The organism is Corynebacterium sp. 32222D000AT (assembly GCF_053546955.1).
The window spans coordinates 43,121-64,518 of record NZ_JBPPVW010000002.1 but is presented as its reverse complement, the minus strand read 5'-3'; the positions used below and the strand labels follow the sequence as shown (position 1 = coordinate 64,518).

The following is a 21,398-nucleotide window of genomic DNA, read 5'->3' as shown; positions in this document are numbered from 1 at the left end:
CTCGTATGTGAAAGGTTCTGGGGCAAGAAGATAAAGGTGGAAGATTTACTTGGCATCGGCTGCGTCCACCTCTTCCTCGTCTTCGTCGGTCTTGCGTCGCATCAGCCAAATGCCGAGCAGCACTGCGAGCAGACCAATAACCACGATGCCGATCACTGCGGCACCGGTTCGTGCCAGTTGGGCTGGAGTGGACTGGGCATCAGAGCCATCGCTGTGCGACGTCTCCCCTGCCTCGCCCGGGACTTGACCGTCTTCGGTAGAACCTGGCTGGCCAGGGGTGGTGGAGCCATCGCCAGGCACCTCACCTTCGGCACCTGGTTCCGAGGAACCAGAGGAGCCATCAGAGGATCCATCACTGCTGCCTACCAGCGCGCCCAAACCAAGAGCGCCCAAAACGATGACCCACCAGGGATCACCCTTGCTGGATCCGCCGTCGGAATCTTCTGGCAGTACCAACACGGTCACCGCTTCGGAGTGCTCCGGAGAGTGTGCTTCAGTGCAAGAAAGCTCATCGCGGGTGTAGGCGGCATCGGCAATGTCTTGGTCCGGGATGCAGTAACCATCCGGGGCGAAGTTAATGGCATTGCGCAGCGGCGCCGACCCGGTTGCGTCCGGGCGCAGGCGCGTAAGGAGGTCGAACTCAACCATGGTCTCCGGGTGACCAGCGCGTGCCGCAGCCAGCTTGTCCAGGCCGGCTTGCGTCAGCGACATCACCACGGTGTTGCCGACCTGGCGAACCTGGAAGTCCGTATTCGGGTCCAAGCGAATCTCACCGGCCGCATGAATCTCACCGGCCGCATTGCGGATCACGGCGTTGCGAATAGCCTCAAACGCTAAACGCGGTTCCAAACCATCGAAGAAAACGTACTGGTGCAGACGCCCATCGACATCCACGCGCGGGACGTTGGCACTCACCTTGAAAGGCACTTCGTCGCCGGGGCGGGCGGCATCGATAAGCGCTTCTTTGCTCACCGACAATGCCTGCGGCTTGGCTTTGACCTCAGTAACTGCACCGGCAGTGACATACATCAGGAAAGGCGCGGATTCTTCCGACGAATAGTTGCCGCGGTGCTTGGCCACCTCAGTGACCTGATAAGCACCGGCAGGCAGACCATTTATCAGCGCCACGCCCGAGGCGTTGGTGGCTGCCTCATGCTCCGGGCCCAGCTCGTAGCCTGGCTCAGCAGTCAGCAGCTCCGGGCGACGCTGGGACAACTCCCCCAGCTTTTCGATGTCCGTCTCTTTCAACCCAATCAACTGTCGGGCCTGGAAGTAAGCAGTGTCCACAGCCGGATTAAAACCCTTACCGGCTTCCTTAGTGATGCGCAGCGACCCTGTCTCCTGTGCATTCGCAGCCGGCGAATTGCCCACCGGAACCACACACAGGCACGCTACAGCGAACGCCAGAAACAACCCGAGTAGTCCTCGGCGCTCTGCGTGCTTCATCACCATGTCTTTGTACCTTTTCTTGAACTTCTATTCCTGGACTGCCATCGCTGCTTCTTCAGCTTGTTTCTGCTTCTTGCGCTGGCGGTACAGCCACCACAGCAAATACAGGATGATGAACAGCGCAATCGCAATCGCGATGGTCATCCACAGCTGCCACGGTGAATTGACTTTGTCGTCGTATCCGGCTGGCAATTCGGTGCGCTCGCCATGAACCAACAAACGGTGGGAATTGATGCCATAAGGCGTGCACGTAATCAGGGTGAGCATGTCTTTGCCCTCGACCGGCTTAATCTTTTCGATTTCCTCCGGCAGCACTGTCTCGATGTCTGTGACCTTGTAAGCAAGTGCTTCACCCATGACTTCGACGGTGAACACGTCACCCTTTTTCATGTGGGTGAGGTTGTCAAACATCGTCAGCGTGGTCAGTCCCGTGTGGCCAGTCAGCACCGCGCGGGTGCCCTCCCCTCCTACGGGAAGTGCAGTTCCGTAGAGGTGTCCCACACCGTGGGCCAGCACACCAGTGGATGTGCCGTGGTAAACCGGCAAATCAATGCCTACCGAGGGTGCACGCAAACGCGCCATGGGCAACATCACGCTCAAAATATCTTCGTATTCCTGATATTCCGGCGACTGCGTATCCACACCATTAATCCACGGATCCGGGGCGCCAACCTCAGGAAGCGTCTTGTTGTATTCCTGCGCCCGGACGAACTCTGCTTCGCGTTGCCCATCTTCCAAGTTACGAACCGCTTCGGAGTACTCATCAGCAATCCGCTGCTGCTCTGCATTCTTGTAGGTGGTCAGCACCACCGGAGTAAGAAAGACCAACAGCGCCAGAAGCAAGTACACCACTGAGCGAATTCGACGCTTCTTCGGTTGGGCGGGCGAAGCCACGGGCACGGCACTTCGACTATGTCGTGCCATGGCGTGCTCCTTCCTACCTGGCCGGGAACACCAGAGCGGTTAGGCTCAACGCGCCCCGGCATAGGGAGTGTTTACGCAGTTGCGCGGGAATCCTTGTAGGAGGTGTAGATACCGCGGGCCAGCAGCAACAGACCAACCAGGAAGACCAACAGGATGCCCCAAGCACCGGTAGCCGGCAGCATGCCCGCAATGGTGTCCTTACGGTTGTCCACAGACACAGTCAGAGCGAGGTTTTCAATGTCAGCGTTAACCGGCTGCAGCTCCGGGTTACGTGCGTAGTTTCTTGGCGCCTTGGTCTCCAGCACGCAGTACTGGTTTTCAACGGCACCGGTACCCGCTGCGAAGGAGGTCATCGGGATGGCATAGCCATTAGCGGTAGCGTCTCCACCTGAATCGTTACCGCCAGAGGTAGTCAGTTTGTTCAAAACATTGCCGGTTTCAGTAGTAGCCACCGGCAAGGCCTCGCCTAGCGAGGTGTAGGTGCCATCTTCTTCAGCCTGGCAGAGGTAGAGCTCAAACTCTGCACCGTTCAGCGTGGAATCACCATTTTGGGAGGTCTTAGTGATGGTCAAATTGCCGAAAGTAGTCGAGGTCGGCTGATCGCCACCCTCAGGGTTATTCGGGTCCGGGCCATCGGTATTTACGAATGCACCATTCGGCAGCTCAATCGTCGCGGTGTTAGTAATCTGACCATTCGCAGGAATCGAGTTCACAGTCGCGTTGAACTTAACGGTGACCTTCAGGTCCGGGTTGCCCTTACGTGCCTCCTGCAGCTTTTCACGACCTGCTTCACTGAAGTCCACCCTAAGGGTGTTGTCGTTGGTCGTGACGGTGTAATCGCCATCATCGAAGGACACTGCGCCGACTGGGCTTGTGGCGACCTCAATGCCTTCTGGCTTCAAGGTAAGTGCAGAAATCAACGGGTCAACAATATTGAAACGGGACAAGGTGCCTGCAGGAACCGGTGCGTTGATCGTGTAGGTCAAGTCCTCACCGAGGGTGACACCATTATCATCAACCTGCTTAGAAGGAATGATTTGCTGGTTCTTCGGGTAGACGTCGCGAGTGTAAGTCCAGTTGCCGTCACTATTCGCGTACGGGAGCGCAATCAGAAAAGCAGGCGCAGTGGTGTAGCCCTGGTTGTTACGCTCAGTAACGCGGTACAGACCAATAGGACCCTCGAAATTTGCTTCGCCGTTTGCATCGGTTTTAACTTCGACAACATTTTCGACTGTTAGACCAGCAATTTCCGCTTGGTCCAGACCACCGAGTCGGCTCGCTTGAGCCTGACCAGCCTGAGTAGTCAGGTCCACGTCTGCCACACGTCCGATCTCAAACGTTGCACCCTCTAGCCCTGGCAAACCCGCTGCCTCATCGGCACTAGTTGGGTCACCAAGCTTCTTGTGGATATTCAGAGTGACGGTCGCATTCGGATCAATGCGGTCAGCGTTCTGAGTAGCGGATGGGGTGGTCTCAGCACCTACTTCCCCAGTAGGAGTAGGGGTTGCCTCCTGGCCGATGGCAACAGGAGCGGCGAAGCCGGTGCCCATGATGGCGAGCGCGCTAGCGGTGATGACGCTGGCGATGCGAGAGTTGAGAGAGGTGATAACCCGACCTTTTCCTTCCAAGCAGGGTTAGTGAAGGCCAATCAATAAGTCTTGTCAGCCTTCTCCAGTGTTAACTACGCCCTTAGCATATAGCGATCTGCTCATGTTTGCAAGAGGAAATTTTCATACACCTTTTAACTTGTATGAATCTCAGGATTTTATTAGCCCAGCGTACAGCCTTGCAGTCAGTGAAAGACCAGGTTTTGCAAGGTTTGCATTGTATCGATAATTAAAATTCGCTTGTTGTTCTCAGTAAGTGAGATCCACCTACTAACAAGGGGAAATGCACGCGGGATAGACCTTTAATACTGATTGGGCATAGAAAAAGACCCAAGGACCAAAAGTCCTTGGGTCTTAGCAGAAGTTATTGCTTAGGCAGAAGCCTCAGCTGCGGCCTCCTGAGCCGGAACAATGCTGACGATGCGACGCCCGCGCTTGACACCGAACTCAACGGAGCCGGCCTCGAGAGCGAACAGGGTGTCGTCGCCGCCACGGCCAACGTTCTCACCCGGGTGGAACTTGGTGCCGCGCTGGCGGACGATGATCTCGCCGGCCTTGACCTGCTGACCGCCGAAGCGCTTAACGCCGAGGTACTTCGGGTTGGAGTCACGACCGTTAGAAGTGCTGGATGCGCCCTTCTTGTGTGCCATTGTGGTTTCCCTCCTTCAAGGGGTCTTTAGTGCAAGCCTCGCAGCTTACTTGATACCGGTAATCTTCAGAACAGTAAGCGGCTGGCGGTGGCCCATGCGCTTCTTGTAACCAGTCTTGTTCTTGTACTTCATGATGTTGATCTTCGGGCCCTTGGCCTGATCAACGATCTCAGCGTCGACCTTGACCTTAGCCAGGTCATCGGCCTTCGACTTGACGTTCGCGCCATCGACGAGCAGAACCGGGGTGAGAGCCACGGCAGAGCCTGGCTCACCCTCGATCTTCTCGACCTTAACGAGGTCACCTTCGGCAACCTTGTACTGCTTTCCGCCGGTCTTGACGATCGCGTACATAGAGGGTTACCCCTTATCTAAACTCGGCTCAGGGGCAGGCGAGACCCAACCCCTGAATGGACAATTACATTTTGCGCTTGAGTCCAGTGCCAGCGCTACACGTAAGTCATGAGACTTCTGGCGCGGCTCAACTGGACTTAAACGGCGACTTGGAAATCCTACCCCGACGGGACCAGAAAAGACAAACCGCGTCTTTCCTGCACCCGCCGGTCACACCAATTTCTGCCTATTTCCCGCTCCGGCGGGTCGCCCGACGGCGGCCCCGGCCGGTGTGCTTCCGGGACTCAGCGCCGGCGTCGTTCTGTTCTGCCGGGGCGGTTTGCCGCGGTTGACTTTCCCGACCACCGCCGGAATCGGACTGCGTCGGCTGGGCGGCCTTGGCAGAGCGGCGCACGGCCCGGCGGCGGCGCCCGCGCACCACGGTCTTGGTGCTGTCTTCTGCCTGGGCGGCGAAATCATCCCGCGGGTTCTCTGCTGGGGCCTGCGTCGGCGCGTCGTGGCCGCCGGCGCGATTGCCGCGCCCGCCGCGCTGTCCGGCGGTGCGGCGAGTGGCCCGGCGACGGCCGCGCTTGCCGCGCGCCGGCTGTTCCTCGCGGGAGCTGCCGGCATCGTCGGCACCCGCGTCGGCCTTCTCCGGCGCTGCGGCCTTGTCCTCAGCGTCGGCCGGCACGGAGTGACGTTCGCGGTCCGGGAAATCCTCCCGGCGCGGGCGGTGATCGGAGCGGGAGTTCCCGCGGGTCTTGCGCTTGCGGCGCGGGGAGGCCTCGAATTCTTCGATTGCGTCCTCGTAGGTGGTGGATCCACCAGCCTGCGCCGGCTGCACGTCCTCGTCCGGCACGTAGTCCTTTAACTCGGCGACGTCGTCGCTGTCGGCGGCGTTGTCCGCTGCGGCGAAAGCGATCTTCTCGATGTCGCTGACCGAGTCCTGGGACTGATCGTCACGGGACTGCTCGTCGCGGGAGCGGTTCGAGCGCCCGCCCCGACTGCCGCGGCGACGGCGACGGCGCGAGGAAGAGCCCTTGCGGTCCTCGGAATCACTATCGTTGTGTTCGTCGCGCTCTTCGCCGTCGTTGGCAGCACCCTCGTCCTTGACCACGCTGGCTACCAGCTCGTCGAGCTGCTTGGCGTCGCCGCGCGTCTCCGCCGGGGAGTCCTGCTCCTCTTGGGAGCGCTGGTTGCGGCCGTGGCCCGTATCCGCGTGCTTGTGGTTGCGGCGGTCGTGGTGCCCGTGGCCGGAATGATCGTCGGTGTGCTCGACCGGGTCATCGTGGATGATGATGCCGCGGCCCTGGCAGTGCTCACACTCGGTGGAGAAGGTCTCCAGCAGGCCCGCGCCTAGGCGCTTGCGGGTCATCTGCACCAGGCCCAGGGAGGTGACCTCGGAGACCTGGTGACGGGTGCGGTCGCGCCCCAGGGCCTCCTTCAGCCGGCGCAGGACCAGCTCCTGGTTTTCGGGCAGGACCATGTCGATGAAGTCGACGACGATCATCCCGCCCAGGTCGCGCAGGCGCATCTGCCGCACGATCTCTTCCGCGGCCTCGAGGTTGTTGCGGGTCACGGTTTCCTCGAGATCGCCGCCGGAGCCGGTGAACTTGCCGGTGTTGACGTCGATGACGGTCATGGCCTCTGTGCGGTCGATGACCAGCGTGCCGCCCGAGGGCAGCCACACCTTGCGGGCCAGGGCCTTCTGCAGCTGTTCGTCGATCCGGTAGGCCGCGAAGGCATCTTGGCCGCCGTGCTTATTCCGATCGAAGCGCTCCACCCGGTCCGCCAGATCCGGGGCGACCGACTGGATATAGGCGTTGACCGTGTTGAAGGCCTTCTTGCCGTCCACGACCAAGTGCTTGAAGTCGCCGTTGAACAGGTCGCGGACGACCTTGACCAACATATCCGGCTCCTCGTAGAGGGTCACCGGCTTCGCGCCCTTGGACTTCTTCTCCTTCTCCGCGCGGTCCTGGATGTCCTCCCAGACCCCGTGCAGACGGCCCACGTCCGTGGCGATGGCCTCCTCGGAGACGTTCTCCGCGGCGGTGCGGATGATGGTGCCGCCCTCGCCCGGCACGACACGCTGCAGGATCTCCTTCAAGCGCTTGCGCTCCGGAGCCGGCAGCTTGCGGGAAATACCGGCGCTGCGGCCTTTCGGCACGTAGACCAGGAAGCGACCGGCCAGGGAAATCTGCGTGGTCAGGCGCGCGCCCTTGTGCCCAATCGGGTCCTTGGATACCTGGACCAGGATCTGGTCGCCGGACTTTAGGGCCTGCTCAATCTTGCGGGAGCGGCCCTTGAGCCCCATGGCGCGCCAGTTCAACTCGCCGGCGTAAAGCACACCGTTGCGGCCCTCGCCGAAGTCCACGAAGGCGGCCTCCATCGACGGCAGCACGTTCTGGACGCGGCCCAAGTAGATGTTGCCAATCAACGAGGCCTGCGAGTCGGAGGTCACGAAGTGCTCGACCAGCAGGTCGTCTTCCAGGACGCCTACCTGCGTGACGGAACCGGCGTGGTCGACGCGCTGGCGCTCGCGCACCACCATGGTGCGCTCGACGGATTCCCGGCGCGCCAGGAACTCCGCCTGGGAGACGATGTGCTTGCGCTCGCGGCCCTTCTCGCGCATCTCCGCTCGGCGGCGCTTCTGTGCCTCGATACGGGTCGAGCCCTTGATGCCGCGCGGGGCCTCGATGCGCTCCGGCTCGTCGTCATCACCGTCCGCATCATCGGGTTCAGCCTGCCGGGCCGGCTTGGCGGCATTCGCCTGCGGGGCGATGAATACCGGCGCGTAGTCCGCGGCGTTGTCCTTGGCTGCCGCGTGGTGCGGCGGCGTCAGGGCGGCGACCAGCTCCTCCAGGTCCTCGTCGTGGTCAAGCTCGGCGGGCTCGTCGTCTGCCTCTGCGCTGTCGATGCCGTCGTCTTCAGCACCCTCGGCCGTGGCGAGGTTCTGCAGCTCGGACTCGACCTTGTCGGCGATCTGGTTGAACTCGTTTTCCACGTTCTTGCGCACGCGGTCGCGCAGCTTTTCCTCGGCGGCTGTGGCCACGGCGTCGGCCGAGTCCTCGTGCTTCGGCTCCTCGTCCTGCTGCTGCGGCTTGGCCGGGGCGGCGGCGCGCACGGCCCGCTTCTTGGTGGACTTGCGGGTCGCGCGCTTGCGGGTCTTCTTGGGCTTGTCCGCGCTCTTGTCCGCGGCGCTATCCTCGGCCCGCTCCTCAGCCGGGGCGTCCATTTCGGGCTTGGCTTCCTCGGGCTTGACCTCCTCGGCCTTAGCCTTCTCGGACTTAGTGGCGGCCCGCTTGCCCTGGGGCGCGGCCTTCCGCTTGTTCTTGGTGGACTTAGTGGACTTGGTGGTCTTCTTCTTGGCCGGGGGCGCGTCCTGGGCCTCGGACTCCGGATCGGTTGCGGCCTCGGAGGGGGCATCACCAGCCGGGGCCTGGGAGCCGGCGGCTTGGATGCGGTCGAGCATCTGCTCGGCTTCCGCCCTGCTCAGGCCGGACTGCGGGGCCTTCTTGATGCCCTCCTGGGCGAACTGTTCCACCAGGGCCTTGGAGGAAATCCCCAGCATCTTGGCGAGGGCGTAGAGCCGCGTCTTGTCCTTCAGCTGGCTCCTATCGATCCGCTCGGCCAACGCGGCGGCCGCTGATAAATCCGTATTCTGTTCGTTTTTAGTCTTTGCAGCCACGGGCTACTCCTGACGTCTAGTGGCGCGAGGGCAAGCTCGCCGCGGGGCCGCGCAAGTCATCCAAGCTGCAGGCAAGCACACCGCAGGGCTTCCTACCCTGAAAGCGCCGAAAGTTTAAGTGTTAAAGATTGAGTATTTAGTTATGCACAACTGCAAGCCTGGCATACAGGCTCTAGCTCCTATTGTGGCACACTTGGGCGCGCGCTTCTTGGCGCACCTGCCCGGGCACGCGGAATTTCGCGCTGTGCTAGCTTAAGACCATGTCCGACGGCGAACTCGTACCCACCTCACCGGCAGCGGCAATCCGGCACTACCGTGGGCGCAACGAGTTCAACCCGCGCGAGCTGCTTGCCTTCACCACCACGGCGAGCTTCGGCGTGGGCTTTTTCTTTCTAGACCATACGGCCTTCTACGTCCTTGGCGCGCTGTGCCTGGTGGCGGCGGTGGCCTGTGGGGTCAAGATTGCCCGCCACTACCCGAAGGCCGTGGGCGTACCGCAAATGGAAATCCGGGACGGCGACTACCCCGCCGCCGCCTACTTCGCCCCGTTCATTCCCATCGTCGCGCCCCTGCTGGCCCTGCCGTTAAAGGCGCTGGGCTGGGATTTTTCGGTCCCGCCGGCGGTGGCCCCGCTGTCCACGGCGGCGTTTTACAGCGTGGGACTGTTTCTTTCCGGCACCGTGCTCTTCCGGCGCTCCTACAGCATTGGCCGCCGGCGCATCCAGCGGATGGACTTCGAGCTGACCGAGCTGACCGCCACAACGCAACGCCTGGCCGAGGAGAATACCGACATCCTCGCCGCGCTTATCGCCATCGGCGCCGTCGACGGCAACGAGGTGAGCTTGAAGGGACTGCAAAGGATTCTGGCCCCCGCGGTCTCCGCCGACGAGGAGGCGCTACGCGGGCGCCTGCAGGAGCTAGACAGCACCAAGCTGGTTAAGCTCCGCGCGCCCACCTGGCAGGGAGAATCCGCCCAGTGGTGGATGAGCATCACTGCCGTGGGCGTACACGCGCTGACCGAGTCGCAGCGGCGCTAAAACAGGCCCGGAGCCGCGGTCGCCTAGTGGTGCTGTGAATGCGCGAAACCCCCGCGCGGGGCCGGGATACCTAGGCGCCGCGGGCGGGGGCAGTAAAGAGAGTGCGTCTTAGAGGTTCGGGAACCAGATGGAGATTTCGCGCTCAGCGGACTCCGGGGAGTCGGAGCCGTGAACGACGTTCTCACCGACGGTCAGGGCGAAGTCACCGCGGATGGTGCCCGGGGTGGCCTTCTCGACCGGGTGGGTGCCGCCGGCCAGCTGACGCCAGGCAGCGATGGCGCTTTCGCCCTCGACGATGCCTGCGACCAGCGGAGCGGAGGTGATGAAGTCCACGAGTTCGCCGAAGAACGGCTTGTCCTTGTGCTCAGCGTAGTGCTTTTCTGCGGTTTCGCGGTCTGCGGTGCGCAGATCCATCTCCACCAGCTTGAGGCCCTTGCGCTCAATACGGGAGATGATTTCGCCTACGTGGCCGTTCTTGACGCCGTCCGGCTTGATGAGAATAAGAGTACGTTCAGTCATACCGGCCATCGTACCGAATGCCGAGCGATCCTTCGCACTTAAGGCGGCAATAATCGCCCCGCGGTAGCCGCCCGGGATTGCGCTAGTGGCCGGTGGACAGCTGGCTGACCATGGCCTCGGCCTCGTCGTGGCCGACGTGGCGGTACCACAGCCGGACCTGCTTGACCGCGGTGCCGTACTTGCCGGCGGAGACGAGCTCGCGGATTTCTTCCTCGCGCTCCGGGGAGAAATCCGCCTGGCGCAGCGGGCGATCCTTGCCCGGGCGATCCTGGCCCCCACGGAACAAGGCCAGCGCCAGAAAGACGGCCGCCACGATAAGCCCCACCACGATGACCACGCCCGGCCAGTGGAAAGCGCGCGCGAGGATGACCACCACGCAGGCCAGCGCGGCCAGCAGCGAATACACGTAGCGCACGGCGGCCTCCCTAGCCCTTCTGATCGAGGTGTTGGGTGGTCAAAAGGCCGCGCTCCATGCGCGCGATGAGGTTCGAGCGCAGGTAGGCCGCCAGCAGCCAGACCAGTCCGAAGACCACCATGATGGCCACGATCGACCAGTGGATAAACAGGCCGGCGACAATACCCAGCACCTGCACGGCCAGGATGACATTCAGCGACCACCGGCGGCTGGCGAAGGCCAGCATGACCAGGTGGAAGACCATCAGCGCCACGACGATGGCGATGTTAACCCCGGTCCACAGCTCGCCGCTGTAGAGCATGCGCAGCATCGGCAGCGCCAGCACCAGGGTGAGCGCCTCCAGGGTCAGGGTGCTGGAGATGACCATCCCGTTAAAGCCCTTAATCGGGTCCTTGACGGGCTTGTGCCCCATGCCCAGGGGCCCGACGTCCTTCGGCTTGTCCGTCATGCCGGCTCCTTTCCAAACATCGCGCGTGCCTCACCGGCGGTGACCACCGATCCGGTGATGACAATACCGGAACCGGACTGGATTTCCGCATCCTCGGCCAGCTCGACGGCCTGGGCGTAGGCCGACTGCAGGTCGGGTTCGACGTAGACGCGTTCCTCGCCGAAGATGTCGCGGGCCAGCTCGGCCAGCTCGTAGGCGTCCAGCGCCCGCGGGGAGCTGTTCTGGCTGATGACGATCTCGGTCAGCACGTCCTCCAGCGCGGTGAGGATCCCGGTAGCGTCCTTGTCGCCCAGGATGGCGACCACGCCGACCAGGCGGGCGAAGTCGAAGTCCCGACCCAGGGCCTGAGCCAGGGCGCGGGCGCCGTGCGGGTTGTGCGCGGCGTCGATGAACGTGGTCGGCGACTGCCGCATGCGCTCCAGGCGGCCCGGCGAGATGGTCTGGGCGAAGCCGTTGCGCACGCTCGCCGCGTCCAGCGGGCGCCCGGCCGAGGCCCCGAAGAAGGCCTCCACGGCGGCCAGCGCCACCGCGGCATTGCGGGCCTGGTGCTCGCCGGCCAGGGGCAAGAAGACGTCCTCGTACAGGCCGCCCAGCCCCTGGATGCGCAGCTGCTGGCCGCCCACGGCGATGGTGGATTCCAGCGCGGCGAACTCGCTGCCGGCGCGCGCCACCCCCGCGTCCACGGCCACGGCCTGCTGCAGCAGGACCTCCATGGCCTCCGGCTCCTGCTCCGCCAGGATGGCGATGTTCTCGGCCGGGGTGATGGGGTCGTCGGCGTCCGGGCGGGCCTTGATGATGCCGGCCTTCTCCTCCGCGATTTCGGCGAGGGTATCGCCCAGGTAATCGGTGTGGTCCATGCCCACCGGGCAGACGACCGCGACCTCGGAGTTGACCACGTTGGTCGCGTCCCAGCGCCCGCCCATGCCGACCTCGATGACGGCGACGTCGACCGGGGCATCGGCAAAGGCGGCATAAGCAATGGCCACCAGGACCTCGAACTTGGACATGGCGGGGCCGCCAGCCGCCAACGACTCGGCGTCCACCATCTCTACGTAAGGCCGGATTTCGCGCCAGATGCGCACGTAGTCGCGCGGGTGGATGGGTTGTCCGTCGATGCCGATGCGCTCGGTCACCCGCTGCAGGTGCGGGCTGGTGAACAGGCCGACCCGGCGGTGGAAGGCCCGCAGCAGCGAGTCGATCATCCGCGACGTCGAGGACTTGCCGTTGGTGCCGGCCACGTGGATGGCCTGGAAGGCCCGCTCCGGGTGGCCGAGCAGGTCCATGAGCTTCTCGATGCGCTCCAGCGAGGGCTCAATCTTCGTCTCCGGCCACCGGGCGTTGAGTTCCTCTTCGACCTCGGCGAGCTCGCGCAGTTCCTCGGCGCTGACGGTCTCCGGCGCGGGCGCGGAATAGTCCTCCGCCCCGCCCAGGTTGAGTGTGAGCCCCGACTCGGTGATTTCGACCGGCGAGCCCTCGGTGCCCTCCTTGAGGGCGTCGACGATCTCGTATTCGGTCTCCTGCCCCTTATCTCGGCCCTTATCGCGGTCCTGCTCGCGGCCGTTGCCGCCGTTTCCGGTACGGTCAGTCACTACTTGAGCGCCTCCAAACGCGCGCTGATGCGGTCAACTTCCTCCTGTGCCACGGCCTGGCGGGTGCGGATCTTTTCCACGACCTCTTCCGGGGCCTTGGACAGGAAGTTGTCGTTGCCCAACTTCTTGGTGGTCTGTTCCAGCTCCTTGTTGGCCTTGGCCAGGTCCTTTTCCAGGCGCTTGCGCTCGGCCGCGACGTCGACGGCCCCGGAGGTGTCCAGGGTGACTTCGACGGTGGCCTGCGACAGGCGGACCTCGATGGAGGCGGACTCGGTAAAGTCCTCGCCCGGCTCGGTGGTCTTGGCTAGGTTGCGCACCAGGGCCTCCTGGCCGGACAGGTCCGCGGCGGCGAAGTCCAGGCGGCCCGGCACCTTCTGGGAGGGCTTAACCCCTTGGTCGGAGCGGAAGCGACGCAGCTCGGTGATGAGCTTCTCGGCGTCCTGGATGCGGCGGGCGGCGACCTCGTCGGTCGCGGCGCCGCCGTTGGTGTCCTCGGCGGTCGGCCAGTCGGCCACGACCAGGGACTCGCCGCCGGTCAGGGCCTTCCAGAGGACCTCGGTGACAAACGGCATGGTCGGGTGCAGCAGGCGCAGCACGACGTCGAGGACGCGGCCCAGCACGATCTGGGTGGTGCGGGCGCGCTGCTTTTCGGCCTCGTCGGCCGGCTCGCGCGCGATCTGGGTCTTGGCGATCTCGACGTACCAGTCGCACAGCTCGTCCCAGGCGAAGTGGTAGAGCAGCTCGTTGGCCTTGGCGAACTGGAAGTCGTCCAGGTAGGCGTCGACGCGGGCGCGGACCTGCTCGGCGCGGTCTAGGATCCAGCGGTCGGCATCGGTCAGCGTCTCGCGCTCCGGCAGCTCCGCCACGCCGGCGCCGTTGAGCAGGGCGAACTTGGTGGCGTTGAAGAGCTTGGTGGCGAAGTTACGCGCCGAGGCGGCCGCGTCCGGACCCAGCGGCAGGTCGACGCCCGGGTTGGCGCCGCGGCCCAGGGCGAAGCGCAGCGCGTCCGCGCCGTAGTCGCGGACCCAGTCCATCGGGTCAATGCCGTTGCCCAGGGACTTGGACATCTTGCGCCCCTGCTCGTCGCGCACCAGGCCGTGCAGGTAGAGATCCGCAAACGGCACCTGCGGGCGCCCGTCGGTGCCCTTACCCAGAAGCTCCGGGGTCTTGGTGGCGGCGAAGGTGCCGAACATCATCATGCGGGCGACCCAGAAGAACAGGATGTCGTAGGCGGTGACCAGCACGTTGGTCGGGTAGAACTTCTCCAGGTCCGGGGTCTTTTCGGGCCAGCCCAGGGTGGAAAACGGCCACAGCGCGGAGCTGAACCAGGTGTCCAGGACGTCCGGGTCCTGCTCGTATCCGGCCGGGGCCTCCTCGTCCGGGCCCACGCAGACCACGTCGCGGTTGCCGTCAGCGTCCTCCGGCCCGTACCAGATCGGGATCCGGTGGCCCCACCACAGCTGGCGGGAGATGCACCAGTCGTGCATGTCATCGACCCAGTCGAAGTAGCGCGGCTCGAGCGAGGACGGGTGGATGGTGGTATCGCCCTTACGGACCGCCTCGCTGGAGTACTTGGCCATCTCCTTGACGTTGACGAACCACTGCTTGGACAGGCGCGGCTCGATGGCCTCGCCGGAGCGCTCCGAGTGGCCGACCGAGTGGACGTAGGGGCGGATTTCTTTCACAATTCGCCCCTGCTCCGCCAGTGCCTCGCGGATGGCGACGCGGGCGTCCTCGCGGGTCATGCCGTCGAACTGGGTGCCGGTGTCCGCAATGTGGCCGGTCTTGTCCATGATGATGGGCATGTCCAGGCCGTGGCGCTGGCCCATGGCGTAGTCGTTCGGGTCGTGCGCCGGGGTGATCTTGACCGCGCCGGTGCCGAATTCCATGTCGACGTAGTCGTCGGCGATGATCTTCAGGCTCAGATCGTCGCGGAACGGGTGCGGGAACTCCTTGCCCACCAGGTCGGCGTAGCGCTCGTCGTCCGGGTGGACGGCGATGGCGACGTCGCCCAGCATGGTCTCGACACGGGTGGTAGCCACGACCAGGTGCGGCTCGTTGTCATCCAGCGAGCCGTAGCGGATGGAGACCAGCTCGCCCTCGACGTCGTCGTAGACGACCTCCATGTCGGACACGGCGGTCTCCAGCACCGGCGACCAGTTGACCAGGCGGTAGTCCTGGTAGATCAGGCCGGCGTCGTAGAGCATCTTGAAGATGGTCTGCACGGCCTTGGACAGGCCGTCGTCCAGGGTGAAGCGCTCGCGGGACCAGTCCACGGAGTCGCCGATGGCGCGCATCTGGGACTGGATGGTGCCGCCGTATTTTTCCTTCCACTCCCAGACCTTGCCGATGAACTCGTCGCGGTCGTAGTCCCAGCGGGTCTTGCCCTCGGATTCCTTGAGGGCGGCCTCGACCTTGGTCTGCGTGGCGATACCGGCGTGGTCCGCGCCCGGCAGCCACAGCGTGGCATAACCCTGCATGCGCTTGCGGCGGATGATGGAGTCGATGAGCGTGTGGTCCAGCGCGTGGCCCATGTGCAGCTGGCCGGTCACGTTCGGCGGCGGCAGCACGATGGAATAGGCGGGTTTGTCGGAGTGGGCGTCCGGGGTGAAATACCCCGCGTCGACCCAGCCCTCGTACAGGGCGGTCTCCTGTTCTTGCGGCTCCCAGGACTTGGGCAGCGCGTCCGCGCGGTTGGTACCTACTAGTTCCTCATTTTTACGCTCAGTCACGCCGACCAATTCTACCCTGTCGGTCAAACCCCTTTGGGCCCCGCCCAGGCAAGACCGCGGGTTTTTCTCCCGGGGCTAGCCCAGCAGGTGGGCGACGGCTTCCTTTTCCTCGCGCAGCTGCGCCACCGAGGCGTCGATGCGGGCCCGCTGGGCATCGTTTAACTCCAGGCCCTGCACGATTTCCCAGCTACCGTCCCGGCTGACCGTCGGGAAGCCCGCCACCAGGCCGGCGTCAACGCCGTAGGAGCCGTCGGAGACAATAGCCGCGGTGCGCCAGTCGCCCTGCGGGGTGCCGAAAATCCAGTCGTGCATGTGGTCCACGGCCGCCGATGCCGCCGAGGCCGCCGACGAGGACCCGCGGACCTCGATGATTTCGGAGCCGCGCCCGGCCACGGTCGGGATGAACGTGCCTGCGTACCAGCCTTGGTCGACCGCCTCCGCCAGTGGGCGGGAGCCCGCCGTGGCGAAGGTGATGTCCGGGAACTGGGTGTCCGAGTGGTTGCCCCAGACGGCCAGCTTCTCAATCTCATCCGGGCGCACGCCTACCTGCTGGGCCAGCAGGCCGGCCGCGCGGTTGTGGTCGAGTCGCATCAGCGCGGTGAACTGGGAATCATCCAGGTCGGGCGCGTGGTGGGCGGCGATGAGCGCGTTGGTGTTGGCGGGGTTGCCCACCACCAGCACGCGCACGTCGCGGGCGGCCACGCGGTTCAGGGACTCGCCCTGCCGGGAGAAGATCTCCGCGTTGGCAGAAATCAGGTCGGCGCGCTGCATGCCCTTGGTGCGCGGCTGTGCGCCGACCAGGAAGGCGGCCTTCGCGTCGGCGAAGGCGGTGTCCTCGTCGGCGGTGATCTCCACGCCGGCCAGCAGCGGGAAGGCGGAGTCCTGCAGCTCCATGGCCACGCCCTCGGCGGCGCGCACGGCGGACTCGAGCTCCAGCAGTCGCAGGCGGACCGGCTGGTCGGCGCCGAAGACCTCGCCGGCAGCGATCCGCCACAGCAGCGAGTAGGCGATGGCCCCGGCGGCGCCGGTGACCGTAACGTTGATGGGTTCTGAAACGTTGTGCTTCGGTCCACCCTGTGCTGTTGGCTTAGACATTGTGTGCATCATCCTTCCCAGAAGAACACCTCGAGTTTTCGGTGAACTTCCTAGTCTAGACGCAAAAACGGTAGCGCGATAGGTTCCGCCCGATTGCCCTCGAATTGAGGTAGCAGAAGTACACCTATAACTCGGCTGTACTGGCATTTTACCGCCCCCGGGGGCAATTACCGGACGGGGTCGCGAATTTGCGGCACGATAGGGAATGAACCAATCCGTCTAAGCGATTCTTAAAAAAGAGGGGCATGTTGCTATGGGTAACTCCGATTCTCCCACCGCCGTCACGGGAGCCGAGTCTGCCCAGCGCGCCGTCGAAGTCGCGCTCGAGCAGTTTTCCCAGTTCGGTTTCACCGAAACCAAGATGGAGACCATCGCTAACCTCTCGGGCCTGTCCAAGCGCATGCTGCACTACCACTTCGGCGACAAGCGCGGGCTGTACCAGCGCGCCCTCGAGGCCGCGGTAGAACGCCTCAATCCCCCGCTCGAGGACCTTGAGGTCGACTCCGAGGTCCCGGTCGAGGGCGTGCGCAAACTTGTCGATGCCCTCTTCGACTGCCACATCGCCCACCCGGAGGCCGTGCGCATGCTGGCGATGGAGACCACCCAGCAGGTCTTCGGCGTGGTCGGCCGGCAGCCGGTCAACGACGTCAGCGGGGTGGCCCTGCACCTGGACAAGCTGCTCCTCCACGGGCAGGACTCCGGGGCCTTCCGGCCGGGGATCTCGGCCGACGACATCTTCACCCTGATCACCTCGCTGACCATGTACCGGGTGACCAACCACAACATGATCGACAACCTGTTGGGGATAGACATGCAGTCCGAGGCCAACACCGCGGGGCTGCACCGCATGGTGGTGGACGCGGTGCTCGCGTTCCTGACCGCCAACATCCCGGACAGCGGCGAGGCGTCCTACCTCACCGCCCGGGAGGCCGCCGATACCGCGGACAACAACAGCGACATCTACGGCTAGCCCCCCGCCCGCCGGAGACTCTCCCCTCCCCGGCGCCCGGACGCGGAAAAGCCGGCCCGCGCTTCCTCTTCGAAAACGCGGGCCGGCTTTTTATCTGCCTCTAGCTGTTAAGACATCTGCCTAGGCCGACTGCTCCTCGGCGTCGGCGTAGATGAACTCCGGGCCGTCCTCGCCGCGGACTACCTCTGCGGTAATGCGCACCCCCGTGATGTCCTCGCGGTCCGGAATGTCGTACATGATGGGCACCAGCAGCTCCTCCATGATGGCGCGCAGGCCGCGGGCGCCGGTCTTGCGCTCCAGCGCGAGGTTGGCAATCTCCTCCAGCGCGCCGGTGTCGAACTCCAGCTCCGCGCCGTCCATGACGAACAGGGCCTGGTACTGCTTGACCAGGGAGTTGCGCGGCTCGGTGAGTACCCGGATGAGGGACTCCTGGTCCAGGTTGTCCACCGTCGCCACGACGGGCAGGCGGCCGATGAACTCCGGGATGAGGCCGAACTTGACCAGATCTTCCGGGCGGACCTCCTCGAAGAGGTCGACGCGGTCCTGCTCCGACTGAGTCTCCAGCTTGGCGCCGAACCCCAGCCCCTTCTTGCCCACGCGCTCGGAGATGACCTTCTCCAGCCCGGCGAAGGCGCCGGCCACGATGAACAGGATATTGGAGGTATCCAGCTGGATGAATTCCTGGTTGGGGTGCTTGCGCCCGCCCTGCGGCGGGATGGCCGCGACGGTGCCCTCCAGGATCTTCAGCAGGGCCTGCTGCACGCCCTCGCCCGAGACGTCACGGGTGATGGACGGGTTGTCCGACTTGCGGGAAATTTTGTCGATCTCGTCGACGTAGATGATGCCGCGCTGGGCCTTTTCCACGTCGAAATCCGCGGCCTGGAGCAGCTTCAGCAGGATGTTTTCCACGTCTTCGCCCACGTAGCCGGCCTCCGTCAGGGAGGTCGCGTCCGCGATGGCGAACGGCACGTCCAGCATGCGCGCCAGGGTCTGGGCCAGGTAGGTCTTGCCGGAGCCGGTCGGGCCCAGCATCAGGATGTTGGACTTGGCGATTTCGACCGTGTCTTCCGGTTCCTTCTTGGAGCGCTTGCCGCCGCGGGCGGCAGCAGCTTCCTCCGCTTTGATGCGCTTGTAGTGGTTGTAGACCGCCACGGACAGCACCCGCTTGGCCTGGTCCTGGCCGATGACGTAGTTATCCAAGAAGGCCGAGATTTCCGAGGGGCGGGGCAGCCGAACTTCTTCCTTTTCGGCCTGCTCGGCCTGGGCCGCGCCCAGTTCTTCCTCGATAATTTCGTTGCACAGCTCAATGCACTCATCGCAGATGTACACACCGCCGCCGGCGATGAGTTTCTTAACCTGCTTCTGGCTCTTGCCGCAGAAGGAACACTTGAGCAGATCCGCGCTTTCTTGCATACGTGCCATTAAACCCTCTCAACACATAGGGCACAATTTCCTTTATCCCAGCAACCGTACCACGCCCACCCGACGCAGCCGGCGCGCCTTAGCGGAAGGTAGCGAACTTGCTAACTACCCACTTGGCGAGCGCCAACAAGACCACGCCCAGAGCGATGGAAACGATGCCCAGGGTGATGAAGAACGTGTTTTCCGCGCCGGCGTCATCCGGGTTGTAGAAGCCGGCCAGCGTGCCCGCCAGGGAGGTGCCCATGGCCACGGCCATCATCCACACCGCCATCATGCGCGACGGGAAGGCCTCCGGGGCGACCTTGGTCGCCAGAGAGTTGCCCACCGGCGACAGCAGCAGCTCGCCCATGGTGAACAGGAAGAGGATCCAGATGATGGCGAACATCGGGGTGGAGTTCGGGCCGCCGCCGCTGAACGGCAGGAAGAAGAACAGCGAGACGCCGATGATGACGTTGGCAATGCCGAACTTGGTCGGCGTCGACCACTGGCGGTCGCCCAGCTTGGTCCAGATGAAGGCGAAAATACTGGAAAAGATGACGATGAAGATCGGGTTAATGAGCTGGACCATCGACGGCGGGATCTCGATGCCGAAGATGTGGCGGTCCAGGCGCATATCGGAGTAGATGGTCAGCACGGTGAACTGCTGCTGGAAGATGCCGAAGAAGAGCACGCCGGAGACGAACATCGGGATAAAGCCGAGCAGGCGGCCGCGCTCCTGCGGGGTGGTCAGGCGGGAGCGGTACATCTGCAGCCACAGCGTCACCGCGGCGAGGAAGGCCACGACGGTGACGATGTTGGACAGCCACTCCAGCTTGACCACGCCGGAGGCGATGAGCCACACGCACACGACAACGATGACGGCAAGGACGCTCAGGGCTGCCAGCAGCTGCTGGCGCGAGACCGGATTCGGGACCTCGTGGCCGGCTTCCTTGATGGTGCTGCCGCGCATGAGGGTGTACTGGACCAGGCCGAAGAACATGCCCACGGCGGCAATGCCGAAGCCCCAGTGGAAGCCCTGCCAGCCCCACAGGAGCGTGGTAATCAGCGGGCCGAAGAGCGCGCCGATATTAACGCCCATATAGAAGATGGAGAAGCCGCCATCGCGGCGGGGATCATCGCGCGAGTAGAGCGCGCCCAGCACCACCTGCGCCGTGGTCTTCACGCCACCGGAGCCCACGGCGATGAGCACCAGGCCGATGGCCAGGCCGGTGACCGCGGGGATGAAGGCCAGCGCCAGGTGGCCCAGCATGACCATGATGGCCGAGTAGTACAGGGTGCGCTCCGCGCCGAGCACACGGTCGGCCACCAGGGAAGCCAGCAGGCAGGCCATGTAGACCAGGCCGCCGTAGGCGCCGACGATGGAGGTTGCCGCCGCCTTGGGGATCTCCAGGCCGCCGTCGGCCACGGAGTAGTACATGTACAGCAGGACCAGCGCCTGCATGCCGTAGAAGCTGAAACGCTCCCACATCTCCACGCCGAAGAGGTTGGCCAGCCCCCACGGGTGGCCGAAGAACTGGCGTTGCGATTCTTGTGGTTTACTGACGGCTGAGCCGCCGCCGGCACCGTGCGCGTCGCCCGACGCGCCTGACACTGAGTGAGCGTTTGTGATTCGTGACATAGAAATATATAGCCACCTTCCACGCCACAACGCAATTAATGTGGGATCTGCCACCCCCGTTTTCCGGTGGGCTACCTCGCCCTTCCCGCCTGGTGGGACGGGTCAGCCCTGCCGGCAGTGCCCCGGCTGAGCAGGGCCGTTCCCGGCGACTGATAGTTTTCGCTTGCGCAATCTTCCGCCCCGCGCGCGCCGGCTGCCCCGTGCCACCCCAAACAAAAGGCCCGCGGCCGGGCGTTATGCCGGCGGCGGGCCTGAGTCCCACAAGGGGTACCCCTGAATTTAGGAGTTCAGCTTGCGGTATTCAAAGACCTGGTCGATGATGCCGTATTCCTTGGCCTCCTCGGCGGTCAGGATCTTGTCGCGGTCGGTGTCGATGCGCACCTGCTCGGCCGTGCGGCCGGTGTGCTCGGCGAGGGTGTTCTCCATCAGCTTGCGCATGCGCTCGATCTCGGCGGCCTGGATCTCCAGGTCGGAGACCTGGCCCTGGGTGCCCTGGGTGGCGGGCTGGTGGATGAGCACGCGGGCGTTCGGCAGCGCGGCGCGCTTGCCCGGAGCACCGGCAGCCAGCAGGACCGCCGCGGCGGAGGCCGCCTGACCCAGGCAGACCGTCTGCACGTCGGGGCGCACGTAACGCATGGTGTCGTAGATAGCCATCAGCGCGGTAAAAGAACCGCCCGGGGAGTTGATGTACATGGTGATGTCGCGGTCCGGGTCCTGGGCCTCCAGGACCAGCAGCTGCGCCATAACATCGTTAGCGGAAGTGTCATCGACCTGGGTGCCCAGGAAGATGATGCGCTCTTCGAAGAGCTTCGAGTACGGGTTGGTCTCCTTGGTCCCCTGCGCGGACTGCTCGATGAACGACGGCAGCACGTAGCGGGAAGAAGGCATCTGCGATTGCGTCATAT

17 protein-coding genes are annotated in these 21,398 nt (G+C 64.1%); 2 read left to right on the top strand and 15 right to left on the bottom strand.

What is annotated here, in order from left to right; genetic code table 11:
• Positions 1 to 45: 45 nt before the first annotated feature.
• The 6 genes from ACEE23_RS01390 to ACEE23_RS01365 form a co-directional block, all read right to left on the bottom strand.
• A complete protein-coding gene (locus ACEE23_RS01390; RefSeq protein ID WP_368520337.1) occupies positions 46 to 1,452 on the bottom strand; it encodes a hypothetical protein in 1,407 nt (468 codons plus the stop codon).
• A gap of 24 nt (positions 1,453 to 1,476) precedes the next feature.
• A complete protein-coding gene (locus ACEE23_RS01385) occupies positions 1,477 to 2,373 on the bottom strand; it encodes a class C sortase (RefSeq protein WP_321113375.1) in 897 nt (298 codons plus the stop codon).
• Between the two features lie 71 nt (positions 2,374 to 2,444).
• Positions 2,445 to 4,001 carry a SpaH/EbpB family LPXTG-anchored major pilin gene (locus ACEE23_RS01380; protein WP_448871877.1) on the bottom strand — a complete coding sequence of 519 codons (1,557 nt, stop codon included), beginning with the start codon at positions 3,999 to 4,001 and terminating at the stop codon, positions 2,445 to 2,447.
• Positions 4,002 to 4,351: 350 nt separating this feature from the next.
• Entirely contained in the window at positions 4,352 to 4,630 is a 279-nt protein-coding gene (gene rpmA / locus ACEE23_RS01375; RefSeq protein WP_368520339.1) for a 50S ribosomal protein L27, read from the bottom strand.
• A gap of 45 nt (positions 4,631 to 4,675) precedes the next feature.
• The gene (gene rplU / locus ACEE23_RS01370) at positions 4,676 to 4,981 is read right to left on the bottom strand and encodes a 50S ribosomal protein L21 (protein ID WP_290222882.1); all 306 of its coding nucleotides are present in this window, start codon (positions 4,979 to 4,981) and stop codon (positions 4,676 to 4,678) included.
• 226 nt (positions 4,982 to 5,207) lie between these two features.
• Positions 5,208 to 8,648, bottom strand: coding sequence for a translation initiation factor IF-2 N-terminal domain-containing protein (locus ACEE23_RS01365; protein ID WP_448873498.1), 3,441 nt, complete (start codon positions 8,646 to 8,648; stop codon positions 5,208 to 5,210).
• A gap of 260 nt (positions 8,649 to 8,908) precedes the next feature.
• Between ACEE23_RS01365 and ACEE23_RS01360 the strand changes: the two genes are divergently transcribed.
• Positions 8,909 to 9,685 carry a hypothetical protein gene (locus ACEE23_RS01360; protein WP_448871979.1) on the top strand — a complete coding sequence of 259 codons (777 nt, stop codon included), beginning with the start codon at positions 8,909 to 8,911 and terminating at the stop codon, positions 9,683 to 9,685.
• 108 nt (positions 9,686 to 9,793) lie between these two features.
• Here ACEE23_RS01360 and ndk read toward each other — a convergent pair whose 3' ends face one another.
• From ndk to ACEE23_RS01330, 6 genes are all read right to left on the bottom strand, one after another.
• Complete coding sequence (ndk, locus tag ACEE23_RS01355; protein WP_070769091.1) at positions 9,794 to 10,204, bottom strand: nucleoside-diphosphate kinase; 411 nt, start codon at positions 10,202 to 10,204, stop codon at positions 9,794 to 9,796.
• An 82-nt stretch (positions 10,205 to 10,286) separates the two neighbouring features.
• Complete coding sequence (locus tag ACEE23_RS01350; protein WP_448871981.1) at positions 10,287 to 10,619, bottom strand: hypothetical protein; 333 nt, start codon at positions 10,617 to 10,619, stop codon at positions 10,287 to 10,289.
• A gap of 10 nt (positions 10,620 to 10,629) precedes the next feature.
• Entirely contained in the window at positions 10,630 to 11,067 is a 438-nt protein-coding gene (locus tag ACEE23_RS01345) for a DUF4233 domain-containing protein (protein WP_296204786.1), read from the bottom strand.
• Positions 11,064 to 12,569: a bifunctional tetrahydrofolate synthase/dihydrofolate synthase gene (gene folC / locus ACEE23_RS01340; protein WP_448872049.1), complete on the bottom strand. Its 1,506-nt coding sequence runs from the start codon at positions 12,567 to 12,569 to the stop codon at positions 11,064 to 11,066. Before folC ends, ACEE23_RS01345 begins: the two co-directional genes overlap by 4 nt.
• A gap of 86 nt (positions 12,570 to 12,655) precedes the next feature.
• Positions 12,656 to 15,388, bottom strand: a complete 2,733-nt coding sequence (locus tag ACEE23_RS01335; RefSeq protein ID WP_448871983.1) for a valine--tRNA ligase — start codon at positions 15,386 to 15,388, stop codon at positions 12,656 to 12,658.
• Between the two features lie 75 nt (positions 15,389 to 15,463).
• Positions 15,464 to 16,483, bottom strand: coding sequence for a malate dehydrogenase (locus tag ACEE23_RS01330; RefSeq protein WP_448871985.1), 1,020 nt, complete (start codon positions 16,481 to 16,483; stop codon positions 15,464 to 15,466).
• Positions 16,484 to 16,736: 253 nt separating this feature from the next.
• Here ACEE23_RS01330 and ACEE23_RS01325 point away from each other — a divergent pair, with 253 nt between their 5' ends.
• The gene (locus ACEE23_RS01325; protein ID WP_448871987.1) at positions 16,737 to 17,453 is read left to right on the top strand and encodes a TetR family transcriptional regulator; all 717 of its coding nucleotides are present in this window, start codon (positions 16,737 to 16,739) and stop codon (positions 17,451 to 17,453) included.
• 120 nt (positions 17,454 to 17,573) lie between these two features.
• Here ACEE23_RS01325 and clpX read toward each other — a convergent pair whose 3' ends face one another.
• The 3 genes from clpX to ACEE23_RS01310 form a co-directional block, all read right to left on the bottom strand.
• Entirely contained in the window at positions 17,574 to 18,875 is a 1,302-nt protein-coding gene (gene clpX / locus ACEE23_RS01320; RefSeq protein ID WP_448871989.1) for an ATP-dependent Clp protease ATP-binding subunit ClpX, read from the bottom strand.
• A 79-nt stretch (positions 18,876 to 18,954) separates the two neighbouring features.
• Positions 18,955 to 20,493, bottom strand: a complete 1,539-nt coding sequence (locus tag ACEE23_RS01315; RefSeq protein ID WP_448871991.1) for a peptide MFS transporter — start codon at positions 20,491 to 20,493, stop codon at positions 18,955 to 18,957.
• Positions 20,494 to 20,772: 279 nt separating this feature from the next.
• Positions 20,773 to 21,396 carry an ATP-dependent Clp protease proteolytic subunit gene (locus tag ACEE23_RS01310; RefSeq protein ID WP_070769069.1) on the bottom strand — a complete coding sequence of 208 codons (624 nt, stop codon included), beginning with the start codon at positions 21,394 to 21,396 and terminating at the stop codon, positions 20,773 to 20,775.
• Between the last annotated feature and the right edge of the window lie 2 nt (positions 21,397 to 21,398).